Source organism: Hymenobacter crusticola (genome assembly GCF_002154225.1).
Classification (GTDB): domain Bacteria; phylum Bacteroidota; class Bacteroidia; order Cytophagales; family Hymenobacteraceae; genus Hymenobacter; species Hymenobacter crusticola.
Map to the genome: position 1 here is coordinate 794,984 of NZ_MTSE01000001.1, position 21,217 is coordinate 816,200.

Below are 21,217 nucleotides of genomic sequence, written 5' to 3' on the forward strand. Positions count from 1 at the left end.
CCTTATGTTCATTACGAAACAACTCGGCGCCGCGGCGCTCTTTCTGCTCACGGCGCTTCCTAGCTTCGCCCAAACCCCGCTCAAGAAAAACGAAGTGCTGCTGTTTGCTTACTTCAAGGGCAACGGCGAGGACGGCCTGCACCTAGCTTCCAGCGCCGACGGCTACACCTGGACGTCGCTCAACAACGACAAGTCGTACCTCGCGCCTACCGTGTCGAAGGACAAGCTCATGCGCGACCCCTGCATCATCCGGGGCAAGGACGGGCGCTTCCACATGGTCTGGACGACGAGCTGGAAGGACCGCGGCCTAGGTCACGCCAGCTCCACCGACCTCGTGCACTGGACTGAGCAGCAAGACGTGCCCGTGATGATGCACGAGGCTACCGCCAAGAACGTGTGGGCCCCGGAAATAACCTACGACGCGCAGAAAGATCAGTACCTGATCTACTGGGCCACCACCATTCCCGGCCGTTTTCCGCAGGGTGAAACCGCCGTGGAAGGCGGCAACAATCACCGCATCTACTACACCACCACGAAGGATTTCAAAACCTTTTCGCCAGCGCAAGTGCTGTATGACCAGGGTTTTAATGTGATTGACGCCACTATTCAGCCGGCCGGCAAGCGCTACGTGATGTTTCTGAAAGACGAAACCCGCGAGCCGGTGCAGAAGAACCTGCGCGTAGCCTTTGCCGACCAAGCTACTGGCCCGTACAGCAAGCCTTCCGAGCCCATCACCGGCAAGTACTGGGCAGAAGGTCCCACGGCCATTAACCTTGGTAGCCAGTGGCTTGTGTACTTCGATAAGTATACCGAGCACAAGTACGGCGCCGTCGCCTCCACCGATCTAGAGCATTGGACCGACGTATCCGACAAGGTGCAATTCCCGAAAGGCACCCGCCACGGCACGGTGCTGCGCATCACCAAGAAAGAGCTAGCCCGCCTGACCAACCCGAGCAAGTAAAGGCGTCTGCCTAGATGCAAAAGCCTAGGTCCTGCTTTCTCCGCGGCGTTCGTGCGGATGAAACCAGGGCCTAGGCTTTGTTTATTCAGGTGAAATCTGAAAAGCTAGCTACCAATACGTTAGATCAAAAACAGAAGCCCCAGCTAGTTGAGCAGAAAACTACCCGGAGCGCCCGCTGTGGTTTGTAGTAGCTGGTACCTAGCTTTTCAGAAAGTGTCCGCTGAGAAAATGGAAAGGTTAATTTCAGAACGGCGTAGAGACGCAACACTTTGCGTCTCGTCGTTGCGGATGTTGTTTACCTAGGTTATGCTGGATGATCGTTCAAGGAGGAGACGCGAAGTGTCGCGTCTCTACATTGTGGGGGCCGCCTAAAACTTCAGCGTCTTCGGTAAGTACTTGGCCACTAAGTTCTCATAGTACGGCCGCAACTCGTTCCAATCGGGAGGGGTGGGGGCTTTGGAGTAGAGGTCGTAGGGGTTGAAGAGCTGCACCCACTTGAACATCTCGTGGTCGTGGGCATCCATGAGGTGGTCGTAGGCGTTTTCGCGGTGTTGGGGGTAGAAGGAATGGTAGCGCAGCATGTACAAGGCCGGCTCGGGTAGGTGGTCCTTCACCATGTGGTACACGTACTCGTCGTGGCCCCACGACAGGTGCACGTTGCGCAGGCCACAGTTGGGCTCGTACACGCCGTATTTGGTGTTGTAGCGCGGGTCGTAGGTGTCGGGGTTGTGCTCGAAAAACTCCGGGTACACGATTTTGTCGGAGAAAGCGCAACCCACTGGGAATGTGTCGCCTACCACGGCCCACTGCGCCTCGCCGAACAAGCACAGTACCTTACCCATGTCGTGCAACAGGCCCACCAGCACAAACCAATCGGGGTGGCCGTCTTGCCGAATGGCCTCTGCGGTTTGGAGCAGGTGTTGGAGCTGGTCGAGGTCCGTGTCGGGGTCGGAGTCGTCCACGAGTTGGTTCAGGAACACGAAAGCATCCCAGACGGGCATTTCGCGCTTATTGAAGGCCAAAAACTCCCGCTTTTTGCCGAGCACAAAATCGTAGGTTTGGTACTGGTGGTTGAGGCGGTAAAACTCGCGCACCGAGTCGCGGGCGGGCGCCTCATAGTTGCGGTAGGCTTCGGTGTCGCGGCCCTGGGCAATGCTCTCGGGGTCGGGGTAACGGTCCAGCAGGTTTTCCTCCCACTGTTCGATGTTTTCGAGCGGGTGTTTTTCGGCGGTACTCGCGGTGTTTTTCATAGAGCCTCAAAGAGTTAGCGATGAATGACGTTACCTGCCAAAAATGCGCTTTCTTCGAGGCGTTTACGGCCAAAGGCGTAACTTTCTTTACGCAAGCGCTTGCGTAACTGCCCTGCCGACCCCACCCCGTGCCCGCTGATCCTGTATGGAGAAGATCAACCTCAAGCGGCTCGCCGACGAGCTGCATCTCTCTACGTCCACCGTTTCTAGGGCGCTGCAAGACAGCTACCAGATCGGGGCCGACACCAAGCAGCGGGTGCTAGCCCTAGCCCAAAAGCTCAACTACGTGCCCAACCCGCACGCCAGTAGCCTCGGTAGCCGCAAGAGCAACACCATTGCCGTGGTTATTCCGGAGGTGTTCGACAGCTACTTTGCTCAGGCCGTCAACGGGATTGAAACCGTCGCCCAAGCCCACGGCTACCACATCCTGATTTACCTCACGCACGAAAGTGAGCAGCAGGAGCGGGCCATTCTGCGCGCTTTCCAAGGCGGGCGCGTCGATGGCGTGCTCATGTCGGTATCGGCCGAAACGACTTCCACTGAGCACATTGCGGCATTGCAGGCCCAGGGTGTGCCCGTTGCCTTTTTCGACCGTGCCGCCGATGGTATCGAAACGGCGCGCGTCACGACGAACGACCTAGAAAGTAGCTGCTTGGCTACGCGGCACCTAGTGGAGTGCGGCTGCTCCCACATTGCGCTGCTGTCCATTGCTCGTCAGCTCTCTATTGAGCGGCAGCGCATTCGCGGCTACCAAAATGCCTTAGCGGAAAGCGGCCAGCTTTTTCGGGAAGACTACGTGGTGGAGTGCACCCATGACCCGGAGGAAAACTACCTAGCCATCCGACAGCTGCTGGAGGCGCACCCCGAAATCGATGGGTTGTTGGTAACGGTCGAGCTGCTGACGGTGAGTGCCTACCAAGCCTGCCACGACCTAGGTCGGCGCATCCCCGCCGACGTGAAAGTGGTTAGCTTTTCCAACTCTCGCTCCGCCGCCATCCTCAACCCGGCCCTCACCACCATTCGCCAGCCCGCCTTTGAAACCGGCAAAGCCATTGCGACGCTGCTGCTTAAAGCATTGAAAAACAGACATAAAAACCTAGGTACTGACAGCGTGGTGTTGCCTTCCACCTTGATCGTGCGGGCTTCTACGGCAACGGACATCAAGTAGAATGTATGAATAGCAATCAGATAAAGTCAGGCGAAATTGGTCGAATCGCATCGTTGGCCGATGTAGAGACGCAATACTTTGCGTCTTGCCGTTGCGGATGTTGTTTGCCTAGGTCGTTCTAGGCAAGTCGTTCAACGACGAGACGCAAAGTGTTGCGTCGCTACAGGGGTCGAGCAGCTGCAACGAAGCGGTAGCGATGCTTCGACAAGCGCAGCATGACGGTCTTTTTTGCTTGTTATTTACCCACCCTAGGTAGCACCTTTTCGGAAGTACTTTACAAGCTGCGCGCACTCTCCACTTCTAATTCCATCCCACCTGAACACCACTACGTATTCGTTCGTCAGTCTGCTGCTCAGTCTGTTGCCGCTCATGACGCGGGGGCAAGACCTGGTGCAATACGTGCAGCCATTGGCGGGCACGGCCGCCAGCACTACGGCCGCTGCCCTCAAGCACGGCAGCGGCACCGAGCATTTGGCCAACACCATCCCGGCCGTGGGCACGCCCTTCGGCATGACCCAATGGACGCCCCAAACCCGCCAATCGGAAACCAAGTGCCAGGCGCCGTACTACTACCGCGACTCGCTGCTCACGGGCTTTCGGGCAACGCATTGGCTGAGTGGCTCTTGCACGCAAGACTACGGCAGCGTTACGCTCATGCCCATCACCGGTACGCTAGCTACCACCGCCACGCGCTACGCCGCCCCCTACACGCACCGCGCCGAAACGACCTCGCCGGCGCATTATAAAGTAACGCTACCTAGGTACCAACTCACTACGGAGCTCACCACCACGGCCCGCTGCGGCATGCTGCAAATTACTGCTAGCAAGGCTGATAGCCTCTATCTGCTCGTCGTGCCTAACAGCGACCAGGGCCAAGGCTTCGTGCAGGTTGATGCCCAACGCGGGGAGGTGTGGGGCTACAACCCCGTGCACCGCATCTACCAGGGCTGGGGTGAGCTGGCGGGGTTCAGCGGCTACTTTGTGGTGCAGGTGGAGCGGGGCCAGGCCCGCGGCGGCACCTTTCGCGGCAACCAATATTCCGCCGCGGTTAGCTTACAGAATCAGAAGGACCTAGGTGCCTTCCTCGGCTTCAAGGTGAAGGCGGGCGAAACCATTCGGGTGCGGGTGGGCACGTCCTTTAGCAGCCTGGAAGGAGCCCGCCGAAACCTAGCCGTCGAAATGCCCACGTGGGATTTCGCGGCGCTCCGGGCGCAAAACCTAGCTGCTTGGCAAAAGGCGCTGGGTCAGATCCGGGTAGAAACCAAGAAGGAGCAGGATAAGCGCATCTTCTACACGGCCCTCTACCACACCATGCAGCAGCCCCGCCTCTTCAACGACGTGGATGGTACGTACCCAGCCTTCGCCGGGGGCAAGCCGTTGCAGCAGCTCGCCAAGGGCAACTACTACGACGACTTTTCGATGTGGGACATCTACCGGGCCGAGCTGCCGCTGTATGAGCTGCTGCAACCTAGCCTAGTGGGCGATTGGGCTAACTCATTGGTGCTGAAGGGGCAACAGGGCGGCTGGCTGCCCATCTTTCCGTGCTGGAACAGCTACACCTCGGCCATGATCGGGGACCACAGCACGGCTTTCCTGGCGTCGGCCTACACCAAGGGCATCCGCAATTACGACGTGGCTGAAGCTTACCGCCTCATGCGTCAGAACGCCTTCGACCAACCTAGCCCCGCCGACTACCGGAATGGCAAAGGGCGGCGGGCGCTGCCTTCGTACGTGCGCTACGGCTTCGTGCCCCTAGAGGACAGCGTGCAGGAAGCTTTCCACAAAAAAGAGCAAGTCAGCCGCACGCTGGAGTACGGCTTCGATGACTACGCCTTGGCTCAAGTAGCCAAAGGGCTAGGTAAACAGGCTGACTTTGAGACGCTAACGAAACGGAGCCTAGGCTACCGGCAAGTCTTCGATCCCAGCGCGAAGATGGTGCGCGGCCGCCACGCCGACGGGCGTTGGGCCACGCCGTTCCGCCCCGATACGCGCGAGTCGTACATCACGGAGGGCACGCCGCGACAGTACACCTTCTACGTGCCCCACGATGTGCCCGGTTTGGCGCAGCTTATGGGCGGCCCCAATAAGCTGGAAGCTGCACTGGATGAGCTGTTTGCGAAAAATGAGTACTGGCACGGCAACGAGCCCGGCCATCAGATTCCGTTTATGTACAACTACACCACCGCCCCCTGGAAAACCCAGCAGCAAGTGCGCCGCATCCTAGCCGAAGAGTACAGCGACGGGCCCGGCGGCCTCAGCGGCAACGACGACGCGGGCCAGATGTCGGCGTGGTACGTGTTTGCTAGCCTCGGTTTCTACCCGCTCAACCCCGTGTCGAACGAGTACCTGCTGTGCGCGCCTTTGTTCGACAAGGTGACCATTCAGCTACCCAGCGGTAAAACTTTGCAGATCAGCACTCAAAAAGCTAGCCTCGATGCCGTCTACATCAGTAGCGCCACCTGGAACGGTAAGCCGTATGCGCTGAACTACCTCCGCCACGCCGACCTGCTGCAAGGCGGACAGCTAGTACTAACCCTGCAAGCGACGCCGAACAAGCAATGGGGGAATAGTCCGCAGAGCCAGCCCAAGGCAAGCGTGAACCCGTAAGCGCGAACTTCTAGCAAGCGCAGCAATAAGCCCAAAACTAGATCAGACTTTTTGCTCAATATCAGCTACTTTGCCCATCCTAATTTTATCCTAGTCAAGCTCTTTCATGCAGCCCACTGCCACCCAAACACCCCCATCGGCGCCCTTCACGGAGAAGCGGTACCTCACCACCCTAGTCTTTGTCACCTCCTTGTTTCTGCTCTGGGGCATCGCCATTACCATGGGCGACGTACTCAACAAGCACTTTCAAAACGTGCTGAATGTGAGCAAGGCCGACTCGGGGCTGGTGCAGTTTTCCATCTTTGGCGCTTATGCCATCATGGGTATTCCGGCGGGGCTGTTCATGAAGCGCTTTGGCTACAAAAACGGGGTGCTGCTCGGGCTAGGGTTGTACGCGCTTGGCGCTTTTCTATTTGTGCCGGCGGCTAACGCCCAGTCGTTCGGCTTCTTCCGCGGCGCCTTGTTTGTGCTGGCTTGCGGGCTAGCTACCTTGGAGGCGGTGGCGCACCCTTTTATGGCTGCGCTCGGCGAACCCGCTACCAGCGACCAGCGCATCAACTTCGCGCAGTCGTTCAATGGATTAGGAGCCGTAATCGGGCCGTTGCTAGGTAGTTACTTCATTCTGAGCGGCGTGCACACCAACGGAGACTTGACTTCCGTAAAGACCCTGTACCTCATCATCGGCGGCGTCATCCTGACTATCGCGGTAGCTTTTTCCTTCGTGAAAGTACCGGCGTTGCAAGATGCTCACCCAGAGGTGCACGCTGAGCCGGAAGCCGGCTTCTACTCCGGCACCGCCGAGGAGTTACCAGAAGCCAAAGGCCTGTTTGGGCGGCCGCACTTTGTGTGGGCCGTAGTGGCGCAATTTTTCAACGTGGCGGCGCAGGGCGGGACCTGGGCTTTCTTCATCAACTACGGAGCCGAGAAGATGGGGCTAGCCGATGCCGTTGCGTCACGCTACTTTGCCCTAAGCATGGTGATGATGATGGTGGGACGCTTCGTAGGTACCTACCTAATGCGCTTTATTGCGCCGAATAAGTTGCTGGCTACGTTTGCCTTAGCCAATGCCGTGCTGTGCGTCATCATTGCCCAAAGCTGGGGCTGGCCCTCGTTCATTGCGCTGCTCGGGCTGAATTTCTTCTTCAGCATCATGTTCCCCACTATCTTTTCGCTGGGTCTTAAAGACCTAGGTGCCAAAACCCAGCAGGGCTCCTCGTTCCTGGTGATGACGGTGGCGGGCGGGGCCATCTTCCCCTACCTGATGGGCAAAGTTGCCAACCACGACGTGGCCGCCGCTTACTACCTGCCTATCATTTGCTACTTGGTTATCTTCCTGTTTGGCGCTCGACTGTATAAGGTAAAGCGGTAGAGGAAGTCGTTATCATGCCGCGCCTAACGGGGAATTTGAGTATTGAACCTAGGTAGTTAACCCAGATTCCTCGCTGGGCGCGGCATGATGGTAGCGTTATCGAGAAGAAGGCTAGCTTTCAAGTTGTTAAGAATACATAATAGGAAAAATAACAAGCTAGCAGCTAGGTAAATATCAAGGGTTATTGCCGAGCTTGCGCCCCGGTGAAGTATAACGGCTAATTACTAATGGCGCGTCCGTTGAGTGCGTCTGCATACCCAAAGGGGGGAAGTCTGAGTGGGTTGTGCAGCAGCGTATTGTTGCTTTGGCTGCTGCTTCGAGCCGGCGTTGCTACGGCGCAGACGCCCCCCATTCCTTGGCTCCCCGACTCCGTGCTGAGCGCCGTAGTGGTGCGGGCCATGGTTGCTGATCATTCGGGCTACTTATGGATTGCCACCACCGACGGCATTCAGCGCTACGACGGCTACCAGACCGTGCCACTGGCGAAACTGCTGGCCCCTGGCGCGGCCGCCCCAGCGGGCTACATGCACGCCGTGGTGTGCGATTCTGCCGGGCGCCTTTGGCTGGGCGGTAAGACGGGATTATACCGTTTGGTGCCTACCACGGGCCAGCTCACTCGCATCGTCTTGCCCAACCTGCCCGAAGACCCGGCGCCTGGCGTGCAAGCCCTGTGGCTGGATCGGCGCACTCGTCGGTTATGGGTTGGCTACGGCACTGGCCTGGTACTGACGCTCGATCTGACGCATCCGGTGGCGCCCGCGCGCGCACCCCGGCCACTACGCGAAGAGCCCATTAGTTTCGCCCCAGCCCCCAACCTAGGGGTATGGCTAACCACTTACAATGGCCAAGTGCACCAGCTCGATGCACAAGGCCAGCTTATAAGGCAGGTGCAGCTTCCGAGTGAGTATTTGATACCGATACCGGGTACCCAGCCTCAGCAGTTTGTTAGTAGCCACGCCCGTTACGAAACCGACCCACGCACGGGGCAGTTGCACGAACGGCAGCGCTGGCTACCCGCGCCGGAAGGCGGGACCCAATCCTTCAAGCCTTTGCTCGATACGCAGGGGCGACCTGTGCAATGGCTGGTAGCCCAGCAACAGATAGCCTTGCAATGGGGCGCCGCTGGCCAAGTGCCTAAAGTAACCCGCAGCCCCGTCACGTTTTACGCCAACGAGCCGAGCACGCGCTACACCCTGTTTCGGGACCCGCACCAGCTCTACTGGACTTTCAGCCCCGAGGAACGCGGCTGTTACAAAGGTGGTAATGCGGGGCCCATCCGGCCCTTGCCCATCGTGCGGCAGGTGCGGCCCCCGAGCGTGCGCGGCATTACCCGCCTGCCCGACGGCCGCTTGCTCGTTAGTTCTTACAGTGGCGTCTTCACCCAGGCAGCCGGGCAACCTGCGGGGCTGCTGCACCCCATGTCGCTCACGCGCGAAGGCCGCCCTTGGCCGGCGTTGCTGTATAGCATGCTCGTCACCCAAAAAGGCCAACTGTTTTTCGCCGATGAGAGCGATACGTTTGGGGAGCTAGATACCCATACGGGCGTCCTCACTTATCATGCTTCCGCCATTAAGCTGCAAGGGCGCACGCTCTGCCAGACGCGCACCGGCACAATCTGGGGAGGAACTACTAGCGGGCTGTATGTTTTCGAGGAAAAGCAGCGCGCCTGGGTACGCTACCGCAACCAAGAGCGGCGTTGGCCCCTGCACGGCCTGGAAGTTCGGCGCATCAGCGAAGATGCCCTGGGTACGCTGTGGCTCGCCACCAATGGCGGCCTCTTCGCCTTGTCGCCAACCACCGGCACCTTGCAGCACTACGGCACCACTGAAGCCACTCCTAATCGCCGCTTGCCCACCGACGATGTGCTGTGCGTGTCTGCGGCTCCGCAAGGCCACGTGTGGCTAGGTACGCGTGCTCACGGTTTGTTGCACGTGTCGGCTACTCGCGGCCTGTTGAGTAACCTAGGTCCGGAGCAAGGATTACCTTCTGCCACTATTGCTACGCTGTTGCCGGATGCGGCTGGCGCACTGTGGGTGGGTACCTACGCCGGCTTGGTGTACTACCGACCTAGCACCGGACAATTGAAAGTGTATGGCTCCGCCGACGGCCTCGCCAACCCAGAGCTCAACCAGCAAGCCGCCTACCGGGCAGCCGACGGCACTTGCTTTTTTGGGGGCGTGGGCGGCGTGTTTCGAGTCGATGCTACGGGAGTAGCCGGCGGGGTCGAGCAGGAGCCACAACTGCTGCTCACGGCGCAGGCAGCGGGAGGACAACCGGCACAGCCACGGCTGGCCCATGCACCCGTGGGGCCGTTGGTCTTAACCAACACCATGACGGAAGCCGGCTACAACCTCGCCCTCGACGACTTTCGAGCGCCGGCCCTGAACCGCTTTTTTTACCAACTGCTGCCCACCGACGATGGCGTTGATACCACGGTTATGCAGCAGACTAGTCACCACTTGCGCCTGCGCGGGCTGGCGCCGGGCTCCTACACGCTAGCTGTGTGGGGGCAAACTCCGGCGGGCCGGCGCACGGCTAAGCGCCGCCTACGGGTGGAGGTAGCGCGTCCGTGGTGGCAACACCCGCTGGCGTTGCTCAGCGCGGCGGGCCTACTGGTAGGCGTGGGCGTGGGGCTGCAAAAGTTGCACGGCCGACGGGTGCTGCGCGAAGCTAGGTTGCGCACCCGCATTGCCGCCGACTTGCACGACGAAGTAGGTGCTTTGCTCACGCGGGTGAACTTGCGGGCTGAGCTGCTGCAAGAACCTAGCTCAGCCGACGAACTGCGCGCCGATGCCTACGACTTGCTACTCGACAGCCGGGCCGCCCTGACCATGATGCGCGACGTGGTGTGGAGCATCGACGCCAGCGCCGATACGCTCGGCGCCCTGCGCGACCGGCTCCACGACCACCTCGACGCTACCGCCAAAACCCGGGACTTGCAAGCCACCCTCACCATCCACGACCTGCCCGATGCCCTGCCCCTGAGCCCATCCTTGCGGCAGCAGCTGTATCTGGTTGCCAAAGAGGCGATTACGAACGTCGTGCGGCACGCGCCCACCGCTACTTGCCTAACGCTTATCCTCCAGCGCCAAGGCGCTACCCTCACCCTGACGATCCACAACGACGGCGAGGTAGCGCCGCCCTCCGCCACGCATGGGTCGGGGATGGGCCTGCGCAACATGCAGCGCCGGGCTGAGCTATTAGGCGGACAGCTCACGGCCGGCCCAGCGCCGGAAGGCGGCTGGCGGGTGAGTCTGCGCGTGCCGTACCGCGACAGTTTGCTTGCCTGATGCCAGCGACGGTGCCTAGCCCCACTGGGCCTAGGTTCGTATAGCTCGCCCGACTCCTTAACCACCGATGTGCTGCCCCAGCGGAGCTAATCGCCTCCTGACTTGAAAGTGGCTAAGCTAGGTATCAGAAGTGAGCCAAAGAATACGGCATAACTAGCTGGCTGTAAACAGGGTTTATCTACATCGCACGGCCTTGTCTAGCTAAGCGGGTGGATCGTCGCGTAGCGTATGGCGCACGAGCTCGGCGCGGCTACGCACGTGCAGCTTGCGGTAGAGCTGCTTGATGTAGGAGTGCACCGTCTGAGGAGCTAAGTCCAGGCGGGCCGCCACCTGCTTTTCGCTGAGCCCATCGACCAAGCCTTCCAGCACTTGCCGCTCCCGCGGGGTGAGGTCGGTGGTGGGGGCGGTAGGGCTCGGTTTGAAGTAGCCGAGCACCTTGCGCGCCACAGCTCGGCTCATGGGGGCGCCGCCGTGCGCTACGTCGAGCAGGGCCGCTTTAATTTCGGCGGGCGGGGTGCTTTTGAGCAGATAGCCGGTGGCCCCAGCGCACAGGGCGCGGTAGATGCGGTCGGTGTCCTCGAACACAGTTTGCATCACGAAGTCGGTATCGGGTAGCTGGCGGCGCAGCAGGGGTAGGGCTTCGATGCCGCTCAGGCCGGGCAGGCCAATGTCGAGGAGCACCAGCTGGGGCTTGGCAGCTAGGTCGGGTAGCTGCTCCAAAAATGCTTCGACGGAGCCGGCCACCAACACGCAGTCGAACTCGGGTTGCCGGCACAGATAGCCTTGTAGCAGCTGGCGCACGGTGGGGTCGTCTTCAATAATGGCAAGGCGCAGCGGGATCATCGGCAGAAAGGAGCAGGAAGAGAGTACGTGAGCGTGGGGGTAAAGGTCGGGTGCAACGCAGCAGGGTCCAAGTCAAGCGCTACCCCTAAACAGGGGGTATGCGCATTTTTCTCCCCCCCTGTTTAGGGGTAGTGTGGGGTTTGGAGGAGGCAGAAAAGGCGAAATACCTTCGGGTTACTCAATGGTGTATGATTTAGCTGCCCAATGCTCTGACTTTCAACAAGGAAGAGCTTCCAATCTGGCCTGGCCTGTCTTGTCTGCTTCTTTTTATCCTTTAGCCTCCCATACCATGACGACACATTTACTCGCTAGTACCGCTGACGGACGCCCGCACCTAAGCCGGCGCCTGGGGCTGCTGACCGGGCTGCTGGCGCTGGGCCTAGGTGCTCAGGCTCAGCTCACCGTAACCAGCACGAGCCCCGTACGCAACGCCAATCAGGCCCCTAGGTCTACCAACGTGAACCTAATTTATAACCAGGCCCTGAACGCTACCACCGCCAACCAGGTACGCGTGTTCTCGCAGCAGGCGGGTGGGCGCAAGGCCGCTGCCTACTCGGCCAGCGGCAGCACGCTTACCGTGAATCCCAACGTGGACTTTAAGCCTGGGGAAACCGTGTTCGTGACGGCCCCGACCACCGTGCGCAGCAGCACGGGCGCAGCTGCCACACCCCGCGTCTTTCAGTTTACTACCCAGGCTGGCGTGGGGCCAGGTACGTTTGGCGGAGGCACTGACTTGACGGTACTTGGCACCCCCGTGAGCGTGACGCCAGCGGATGTGGATGGAGACGGCGACCTAGACCTGCTCACGGCCAACCAAAGCAGCAATACGGTCAGTGTACGCCTCAACAACGGCCAGGGTAGCTTCAGCAATGGTCCGGACGTACCCGTGGGCAGCGCGCCCGTGAGCGTGGTGGCCGCCGACGTAGATGGGGACGGCGATTTGGATATTCTCACCGCAAACAGCACCGCCGGTTTCGTGAGCGTGCGCCTCAACAACGGCCAGGGTAGCTTCAGCAATGGCTCAAACGTGCCCGTGGGCAGCACTGGAACCGGCCGTAGCTTCAGTGTAGCTGCCGCCGATGTAAACGGGGACGGCAACCTAGATATCCTGGCGGCCAACGGGTCGGAAAGTACCGTGAGTGTTCGGCTCGGTAATGGCCAGGGCAGCTTTAGTGGAACGACGGAAGTGAGCGTCGGCAGCGGCCCGATAAGCTTGGCTGCCGCCGATGTAAACAACGATGGCAACCTAGATGTCGTCACGGCTAATCTTACCGGTAATACCGTGAGCATTCGGCTCGGCAATGGCCAGGGCAGCTTCAATGGAACGACGGAAGTGAGCGTCGGCAGCGGCCCCGGAAAGCTAGTAGTGGCCGACGTAAACAACGATGGCAACCTGGATTTGCTCACCGCTAACGACATCAGTACGGGCACAGTGAGTGTGCGCCTTAACTCGGGGACGAGCAGCTTTAGCGGCAGTGATATCAGCCTCGGGTCGTACACCCTTATCAGCAGCTTGGCAGTAGCCGACGTAGACGGAGACGGGGACCTAGACTTACTCACGGGCAGCGTCGATATTGGTATCGGCAGTGGTCCTGCCGGTCCTACTGGTCCTACCGGCACGGTGAGTGTGCGTCGCAACAACGGAGGCACGTTCTCTATTGGCCCTAGCCAGACTGTGAGCGTCGGCGTGGCTCCCTATCTCGCGGTGGCTGACGTGGATGGCGACAACGACCTAGACGTACTCACCGCCAATAGCAATAGCAACGCTGTGAGCGTGCGTCTGAATTTAATTGCCCCCCTTTTCCCAATTACCTTTACGCCTACCAGCGGTGGGACGGGCACTGTTGTCTACATCAACGGTGCAGGATTCATAGACGAAGACGGACGAACGCCGACGGTTACCAGCGTTGCTTTCAATGGCACCCCAACCACCTCCTTTGCGGTCCTTTCTCCTACGCAAGTAGGGGTGCTGGTGCCCAACGGCGCCACCACGGGACCCATTACGGTAACCACCACTAAGGGCACGGTAACCAGCGCCGCTAGCTTTGTGGTCGTTGGCCCGTTGATCACCACGACGGCCGGCGCCACGATCATTTTCCCGCAGACCACCACGCCTGTTGACCCTGGCCTGACTGTCACGGATGCCGATAGTCCTACCCTCGTCTCCGCCGTTGTGGGCATCACTAACGGGTTCGTCAGCGGCGAGGATTTGCTTTCTTTTACACCCACGGGTTCCATCACCGGCAGCTACAACGCGAGTAATGGGTTGCTCAATCTGAGCGCGCCGAGCCCGGGGGCAACGTTGGCGCAATGGCAAGCGGTACTGCGCAGCGTGAGCTACCGCAACAGCTCGGCAACGCCCAATACGGCCAGCCGCACCGTGAGCTTTCGAGTCAATGATGGCACCGTTGACAGCAATGTGGCGAGCAAAATTCTAGTTGCCCCCGCTCCAGTCATTACGCGGTTCGCGCCTACTGGCGGAGCGGTAGGAACCAGCGTCATCATCACGGGTACTAACTTCTCCGGGGTTACGGCCGTGCGCTTCAACACCACGGCGGCTACTACCTTCACGCTCAATTCGCCGACGCAGATCACGGCTATTGTGCCGGCCGGGGCTACCACCGGCCCCATCAGCGTGATCACGCCCGGCGGCACGAGCACCAGCACAACTAATTTCACTGTGCTGTTTGCTCCGGTGGTGACCACCACGGCCGGCACCACCACCGCCCTCGAGCAGACCTTCACGGCCGTGGACCCCGGCCTGACCGTCACGGATGCAGACGGCTCCACTCTGGCCTCGGCCACGGTGAGCATCAGCAGCGGCTTTGTCAGCAGTCAGGATGCGTTGTTGTCCGGTCCCACCGACAACATTACGACTAGCTACAACCCTACGACGGGAGTGCTGACGCTGACCTCGTCGGCACCTCGCGTTAGCCTGGCCCAGTGGCAAACGGTCCTGCGTAACGTAAGCTACCGCAACAGCTCAGCAGCGCCCACTACGGCCCCGCGCACGGTGAGTTTCGTGGTGAATGATGGCACCTTTAACAGCAGCCCGGCCACGAAACTAGTGCAAGTGCAGGCCGTCAATGGAGCCCCCGCTGTGCCAGTGGACGCAAACCCAGCTCCCAACACCGTAGCCGAGCAGGCAGCCAACGGCACGCTGGTGGGCCTGACGGCTTCTTCTACGGACGCCGATGGCACGGTGACCTATTCCTTGACCAACTCCGCCGGCGGGCGCTTTACCATCAACGCCAGTACCGGCGTGGTGACCGTAGCCAACGGCACGCTGCTGGACTACGAAACGGCCACGGCGCACACGATTACCGTGCAGGCCTCCGATGGCACGCTTACTAGCACCGCTAGCTTCACGATCCAAGTTACGAACGTCAACGAGGCCCCGGTGGTAACAGCTCAACGCTTTACCCTGCCCGCTGGCACGGTGGTAGGCACGGTGGTCGCCTCGGACCCCGACGCGGGCCAGACGCTCACCTACTCCATTACAGCAGGCAATCCGGGCGGGGCCTTCACCTTCGCGGGCAACCAATTGCAAGTTGCTAACGCGGCCGTGCTCAGCAGCGCCGCCACGTACGCGTTGACGGTGCAGGTGCAAGACAACGGCAGCCCGAGCCTAGCCAGCACCGCTACCGTGACCGTTACGGTCACGCCTGTCACGCAAGTACTCTACCGCCTCAATGCTGGCGGACCAGCCCTGACCACAAGCCTAGGTCAATTCGCGGCCGATCAGTACTTCAGCCCGAGCCGTACCGGGGCCACGAGCAACCCGATTGCCGGCACTACGGACGATGTGCTATATCAGACGGAACGGTTTGAAGGCGCCTTTGGCTATGCGCTGCCCGTGTCCAATGGCACCTACCAAGTCGTGCTGCACTTTGCCGAACTCTACTGGACGCAACCGGGCCAGCGCGTGTTCGACGTGCGCGCCGAAGGCCAACTCGCCCTCGATAATTACGACATCCTCAAAAAGGTCGCACCCTTCACGGCCACCACCGAGACCCTGCAAGTCCTCGTCACCGACGGGGTGCTCAATTTGGACCTCTCAGCTTTGGCCAGCAACGGAGGCCGCGATGCGGCTAAACTCTCGGCCTTGGAAGTACTCGCCCGCAGCAGCGGGCCCAACCAAAATCCGATTATCGCGGCTCAAAACTTCAGCGTCGCCGAAGGCAGTGTGACCGGTACGCTGGTAGGCACGGTAGTCGCCTCGGACCCCGATGCCGGACAACGGTTGAGCTACAGCATTACGGCCGGCAATACGGACGGAGCCTTCGCTTTCGTGGGCAACCAACTGCAAGTAGCCAACGCCGCGGCCGTGCGCACAGCCACCTCACCCTTCTCACTCACCGTGCGCGTGACCGATGACGGGCAGCCCGCGCTCAGTGCCACTGCTACTGTCACGGTTACCGTCACGCCCAGCATGCAGGTGCTCTACCGCCTCAACGCTGGCGGCGGCGCGCTGAGTACGAGCCTAGGCCAATTTGCCGCCGATCAGTCCTTCTCGCCCAGCCGCACCGGGGTAAATAACGGCCCGATTGCCGGCACCACCGATGATGCCTTGTACCAGACGGAACGGTTTGAAGGGGCCTTCGGCTACAGCCTACGGGTGCCCAACGGCACCTACCAAGTCGTACTGCACTTTGCCGAACTCTACTGGACGCAACCGGGCCAGCGCGTGTTCGACGTGCGCGCCGAAGGCCAACTCGCCCTCGATAATTACGACATCCTCCAGAAAGTAGCGCCTTTCACCGCCACCACCGAGACCTTCTCCGTGGTCGTGACGGACGGGGTGCTTAACCTGGATTTCTCGGCGCTAGCCAGCGACGGAGGACGCGATGCGGCTAAACTCTCGGCCTTGGAAGTGCTTTCCTCTGCGGCCCGCCCTGGCACGGCATCGGCCACCAGCGCCGTGCTCGCTGCAACCGCTACGGGTAAGCTCGCCAAGCGCTTAGAGGCAATGCCAAACCCATTCACCGATCAGGTCGGCATAACGTTCCAGTTGCCACAAGCGGAAGCCTACACGCTGACGGTATATGATATGGCGGGGCGGGAACTGACGCGCCAAGCCGGCGCCCAGGTACCGGCAGGCGAGCAGCAGCAGGTAACCCTTTCGCTGGGGGCGTACCCAACAGGTGTGTACGTAGTACGCCTGACCACAGCCTCGGGCTCCCAGCAAACCCGCTTGGTCAAGCAGTAAGCTCGGCGGCAAGCTACTACTACCCGGCCCGGTAATCGACCCATGCGTCGTTTGCCGGGCCGGTGTATAAGCGGCCTTCACGCAGGCTTCAAGTCAAGGCTCAACAGGGCAGGGAAACGAGGAAAGGCTTACTCCTAAAATAAATATGCTACCCCCCTGTTTAGGGGTATGCGTTGGCTTGTAGCTAGGATAAAGTCAGCCCGACCTTTGATAATGCCAACGAAGCACGGTACGAAAGCTAGGCTTTTTGAATCCGCTGCCCGTAGCCGATCGGCCTATCTGCATCTTGTCTCTTATCTGCTGCCAGTTCTATGAAGCAACTATTGCCGTTGAGATTATTACCGCGGCCCTGAACTAGGTTGTGGCCGCGCCTGCACTGGCTGGCTGCCCGGTAATCCTCGTCACGGCGCTCCTCTCAACTGATAGGTAACGGCGAGCTGACAGAAGAGGGCTATTCCGGGTAGGAAAACGGTTTTAGTACGGGCTTTAATGAACGTAGTGGTATGAACAATAGTAAGATAGCTCATGTAGATGAAGCGAAAAACGTTGCCTTATTTCTCACTTCTTTCTTGTATCACCTATGCTATACGCACGCATTCTTCAGGGTTTGCTCAACACGGGTGCCGCCCCGCAAGCAGTTGACCTCTACCAAAACGAGGTTGGGCCGGTGCTCAAACAACAGCCGGGTTATGTAACCAGTCGCTTCCTGACCAACACCGAAAACAACAAATGCCTAGCCGTGATACTGTGGGATAACGAAGAGCACCGCGAGGCCGCCGAATCCAGCGAAACGCTTCAGGCAGTGTTCAACCACCTAGCTCCTTGCTTCGACGGCACCCCAACTATCGACTACTACGAGGTAGCGGTGCAGATCTTCTGAGCTAGGTTCTCACCGACCTAGGTCCAGAAGATGATCATCTCTGTTCCTTAACTAGTTACTGCTACGATGAAACCTTGTTCGCTGCTCATAAGTGGGTGGTTGCTGCTTGCCTTTTTACCAGCGCGTGCTCAAAAATCGCCGGTCGATAGCCTCCGCCAGCTGTTGCAAACGCACCCCCAGCCCGACACGACGCGGGTCCGGCGGCTGCAAGCGCTATCGTTCGCCCTAACGGCCACCGACCCGGCGCAGGCCCGTGTGGTCATTGAAGAAGCCGTGACCCTTAGCCGCCGCTTGCACGACGCAAAAGGAGAGGGGCGTGCGCTGCTTTGGCTGAGTACCCTCTACCGGCGCCAAGCCGACCACGAACAAGCTCGGCGCTACGTTCGGCAGGCGCAGCAGGTATTTGCGCGCGCCAATAGCCGCCGCGGTCAAGGAGAAAGTTATCTGCAACTGATGCTCATCGAGATGATGCAGGGAAACTATGCGCCGGCCATTGTGGCGGCGCAGCGGGGGATTCCGCTGGCAGAGCAAGCCAACGACGCCCAAACAAAGCGGCGCTTGCAAGCCACCCTAGGTTCTATATACCTGAACCTAGAAGACTACAAGGCCGCTTTGCCCATCCTGCAAGCCGCCCTGAAAAATGGCCAGCAAGCTGGCGACCAGCAAGTAGTGATGAGCATGCAGAACGCCCTGGGCACGCTCTACACCAAGCAGAAAAACTGGCCTGAGGCGTTGCACTACTACGAGCAGGCGCAGCAAGTTGCGGCGGCGGAGCACGACGAGGTAAATAGCGCCATCAATGAAACCAACGTGGCCGATGTGTACCGGCTGCAAGGCAGCTACAAGCAGGCCCGAGCGCACGGGCTGCGGGCCTATCGTCGTGCGCTTGCTGCCAACGACACCTACACTTTGCCTTTTGCCGAACTGCTGCTGGCGCAAGTGTATCAGGCAGTGCACCAGCTCGATAGCGCCATTACGCTGGCAAACAAAAGCTTAGAAAGAGCGCAGCAGACGCGCAGCAAGGAAAACATGCGTGATGCCAGCAACGTGCTAGCCCACGCCTACGCCGAGCGCCGCGAGTTTGCCCCGGCCTACCGCTACCAGAGTCTCTACCTAGCCTACAACGACACGCTGGCCGGCGAGCAAACCCAGCGCCAAACCAGCGCCTTACGGTACGGCTATGAGCTCGATAAAAAGCAGGCGCAAATTGCCTTGCTCACCAAAACGCGCCAACTGCAAGACCAGCAAAGCACCCGGCAGCGCCAGCAGCTTTATGCATTGCTGGCCGGCTTGGGCGGTGTAGTACTGGTGGCGGGCCTGCTCTGGCGCAACGTATTGCTGAAGCAACGCGCCAACCGGCGGCTCAACGAGAAAAACGCGCAAATTGCCGGGCAGCGCGACGCCCTCGACCGCGCCCTGATGGAGCTAAAAACGACTCAGAGTCAGCTGATTCAGAAGGAGAAAATGGCTAGCCTCGGGGAGCTGACCGCCGGCATTGCCCACGAGATTCAGAACCCACTCAACTTCGTTAACAACTTCGCCGAGGTATCCACGGAGCTGATCGACGAGCTGGAAGAAGCCCGGCAGCAACCAGAGCGCGACGCCGAGCTAGAGCAGGACCTGCTCACCGATATTCGGGAGAACCTGCACAAAATCAACCACCACGGCCGCCGCGCCGATGCCATTGTGCGCGGCATGCTCGCGCACAGCAACCACGGCACCGGCACCAAGCAACCCACCAAGCTCAATGTACTCACCGAGGAGTACTTGCGCTTGGCTTACCAAGGCGTGCGGGCGAAGGACAAAAGCTTCGTCTGCGACCTTCAAACTGATTTTTCGGAGAAACTAGATAAGATTCCGGTGGTGCCGCAGGACATCGGGCGGGTGTTGGTAAATCTGTTTTCCAACGCATTTTATGCCATGCAGCAGCGCAGCCAGCAGGAAGGCAACGGCTATCAGCCGCAGGTAAGCGTGCAGACACGCCAAGAAGCCGACCACGTCGAAATCCGGGTGCGCGACAACGGCACGGGCATTCCGGAGCCGGTGCGCACCAAAATCTTCCAGCCCTTCTTCACCACTAAGCCCACCGGCCAAGGCACCGGCCTAGGTCTGTCGCTGAGCTACGATATCGTGACGAAAGGGCACGGCGGGCAGCTGCTGGTCGAGTCGGAGCTAGGCCGCTATACCGAGTTTGTGGTGCAATTGCCGGCCTAGCCTACCCTCGTACGTTACTCGTCGAATACGCCGCTGATCATGTTGCCGAGCACGCTGCCGCTTTCTTTGTTGGCATTGCGGCCGTTCGGCATGAGGGCCTGAATCAGCTTTTTCACGGGCATCGATTGGAGCCACACCCGGCCGGTGCCGCGCAGCGTAGCCAGCAGCAACCCTTCGCCACCGAAGATCATCGATTTCAAGCCCCCGGCCCGTGCCACGCTGAAATCAATGCCGGGCTCGAAGGCCACCACGCAGCCCGTGTCTACGCGGAGCAGTTCGTTGTTCAGGCGCTTCTCGATGATGGTGCCGCCGGCGTGAATGAAAGCTTTGCCGTCGCCGGTGAGCTTTTGCAGAATAAAGCCTTCGCCGCCGAAGAAGCCCGCTCCGAGGCGTTGGTTGAAGTGAATGGCCATTTTGGTGCCCTTCGCCGCTGCCAAGAAACCGTCCTTTTGCACGATGAGGCCATTGGGCATAGTACCTAGGTCGAGCGGAATGATGGTGCCGGGATAGGGAGCCGAGAAAGCCACCCGGCTTTTGCCGTACCCCCCGCGATGCGTGAAGTGCGTCATAAACAGCGACTCGCCCGTGATAAGGCGGGTGCCCGCTGAGAACAACTTGCCTAGCACGCTTTGGTCGGGTTCGGAGCCGTCGCCCATCTTGGTTTCGAAGGCAATGGCTTCGTCCATGTACACCATGGCGCCGGCCTCGGCCACTACCGTTTCGTTGGGGTCGAGCTCGACTTCAAGTACTTGAATGTCATTGCCGAGAATCTTGTAATCGACATCGTGGGAGCGCATGATCGGGGAAAGGATTGGAGTGGAAAATTTGCGCTCCAAGTATAAGCAACTGCGGCTGATTTTGGTGTAAAACACCTGTAGCGCGAAGCGAGAGGTTAGCTGACGCCTTCCTCCGCTTCGCGCTACAGGTGTTCGGCCAGCGCAGACGTTGCCATCCGCGCTACCACCTAGCTTACTCCTCGGGCAGCTCCGCCGTGGTGTCGGCGGCTTCGGCAGCAGGGTCAGGGTCGCCCTTCTTCGCCTTTTTCGCCTCCTTACTTGTGCGGCGCATGAAGTCCTCGTCGGACTCTTCCGGTTCGGGGGCGTCTTCCAGCGGGAACTCCTCGTCTTCCTCAATCTTCTCGCCGAACTGGCCGTCGCGGTTCACGAGCTTTTTGTCGCGCACGTGGCGGTTCAAGAAGGCATTCACCTCCTCAATAGAATACGTGGAAGTGATTTCGCCCAGTGGGTTCACCTTGATTTCAAAACCCTCTAGCTCCTTGTGTACGCGGGCCTTTTTGTCGGGGTCGGTCTTCTTTTTATTGCTGTTCGTGGGTTTCTTAGCCATGAGTGACGAGAATGGAAAGTGCCAACTACCTAGGTACTTGCGTTAGTCTGCCCGTGAGTGGGCGCTGACTACCTCGCTACTA

At 59.8% G+C, this 21,217-nt stretch carries 12 protein-coding genes; 8 read left to right on the forward strand and 4 right to left on the reverse strand.

The features are described from left to right. Window positions 1-4: 4 nt before the first annotated feature. Complete coding sequence (locus BXP70_RS03225) at window positions 5-961, forward strand: glycoside hydrolase family 43 protein (protein ID WP_086592540.1); 957 nt, start codon at window positions 5-7, stop codon at window positions 959-961. Window positions 962-1,329: 368 nt separating this feature from the next. Here BXP70_RS03225 and BXP70_RS03230 read toward each other — a convergent pair whose 3' ends face one another. After that, complete coding sequence (locus tag BXP70_RS03230; protein ID WP_086592541.1) at window positions 1,330-2,211, reverse strand: inositol oxygenase family protein; 882 nt, start codon at window positions 2,209-2,211, stop codon at window positions 1,330-1,332. A gap of 145 nt (window positions 2,212-2,356) precedes the next feature. On the opposite strand from BXP70_RS03230, the gene BXP70_RS03235 reads away from it, so the two are divergent. From BXP70_RS03235 to BXP70_RS03250, 4 genes are all read left to right on the forward strand, one after another. Then, window positions 2,357-3,379, forward strand: coding sequence for a LacI family DNA-binding transcriptional regulator (locus BXP70_RS03235; RefSeq protein ID WP_086592542.1), 1,023 nt, complete (start codon window positions 2,357-2,359; stop codon window positions 3,377-3,379). A gap of 369 nt (window positions 3,380-3,748) precedes the next feature. Beyond that, window positions 3,749-5,986, forward strand: a complete 2,238-nt coding sequence (locus BXP70_RS03240; protein WP_086592613.1) for a GH92 family glycosyl hydrolase — start codon at window positions 3,749-3,751, stop codon at window positions 5,984-5,986. Between the two features lie 106 nt (window positions 5,987-6,092). After that, window positions 6,093-7,355, forward strand: a complete 1,263-nt coding sequence (locus BXP70_RS03245; protein ID WP_086592543.1) for a sugar MFS transporter — start codon at window positions 6,093-6,095, stop codon at window positions 7,353-7,355. A gap of 296 nt (window positions 7,356-7,651) precedes the next feature. Beyond that, the gene (locus BXP70_RS03250) at window positions 7,652-10,645 is read left to right on the forward strand and encodes a sensor histidine kinase (protein WP_218779729.1); all 2,994 of its coding nucleotides are present in this window, start codon (window positions 7,652-7,654) and stop codon (window positions 10,643-10,645) included. A 201-nt stretch (window positions 10,646-10,846) separates the two neighbouring features. Here BXP70_RS03250 and BXP70_RS03255 read toward each other — a convergent pair whose 3' ends face one another. Next, window positions 10,847-11,488: a response regulator transcription factor gene (locus BXP70_RS03255; protein ID WP_086592545.1), complete on the reverse strand. Its 642-nt coding sequence runs from the start codon at window positions 11,486-11,488 to the stop codon at window positions 10,847-10,849. Window positions 11,489-11,777: 289 nt separating this feature from the next. On the opposite strand from BXP70_RS03255, the gene BXP70_RS03260 reads away from it, so the two are divergent. The 3 genes from BXP70_RS03260 (at window position 11,778) to BXP70_RS03270 (ending at window position 19,791) form a co-directional block, all read left to right on the forward strand. Then, complete coding sequence (locus tag BXP70_RS03260) at window positions 11,778-16,697, forward strand: malectin domain-containing carbohydrate-binding protein (RefSeq protein WP_179197564.1); 4,920 nt, start codon at window positions 11,778-11,780, stop codon at window positions 16,695-16,697. Window positions 16,698-17,277: 580 nt separating this feature from the next. Continuing rightward, window positions 17,278-17,577 carry an antibiotic biosynthesis monooxygenase family protein gene (locus BXP70_RS03265; protein WP_086592547.1) on the forward strand — a complete coding sequence of 100 codons (300 nt, stop codon included), beginning with the start codon at window positions 17,278-17,280 and terminating at the stop codon, window positions 17,575-17,577. A gap of 66 nt (window positions 17,578-17,643) precedes the next feature. Continuing rightward, window positions 17,644-19,791, forward strand: a complete 2,148-nt coding sequence (locus BXP70_RS03270; protein ID WP_086592548.1) for a tetratricopeptide repeat protein — start codon at window positions 17,644-17,646, stop codon at window positions 19,789-19,791. Window positions 19,792-19,805: 14 nt separating this feature from the next. Here the strand turns inward: BXP70_RS03270 and BXP70_RS03275 are convergent, their stop codons facing one another. Next, a complete protein-coding gene (locus BXP70_RS03275) occupies window positions 19,806-20,588 on the reverse strand; it encodes a TIGR00266 family protein (RefSeq protein WP_179197565.1) in 783 nt (260 codons plus the stop codon). Window positions 20,589-20,760: 172 nt separating this feature from the next. Next, complete coding sequence (locus BXP70_RS29825; protein ID WP_179197566.1) at window positions 20,761-21,135, reverse strand: hypothetical protein; 375 nt, start codon at window positions 21,133-21,135, stop codon at window positions 20,761-20,763. Between the last annotated feature and the right edge of the window lie 82 nt (window positions 21,136-21,217).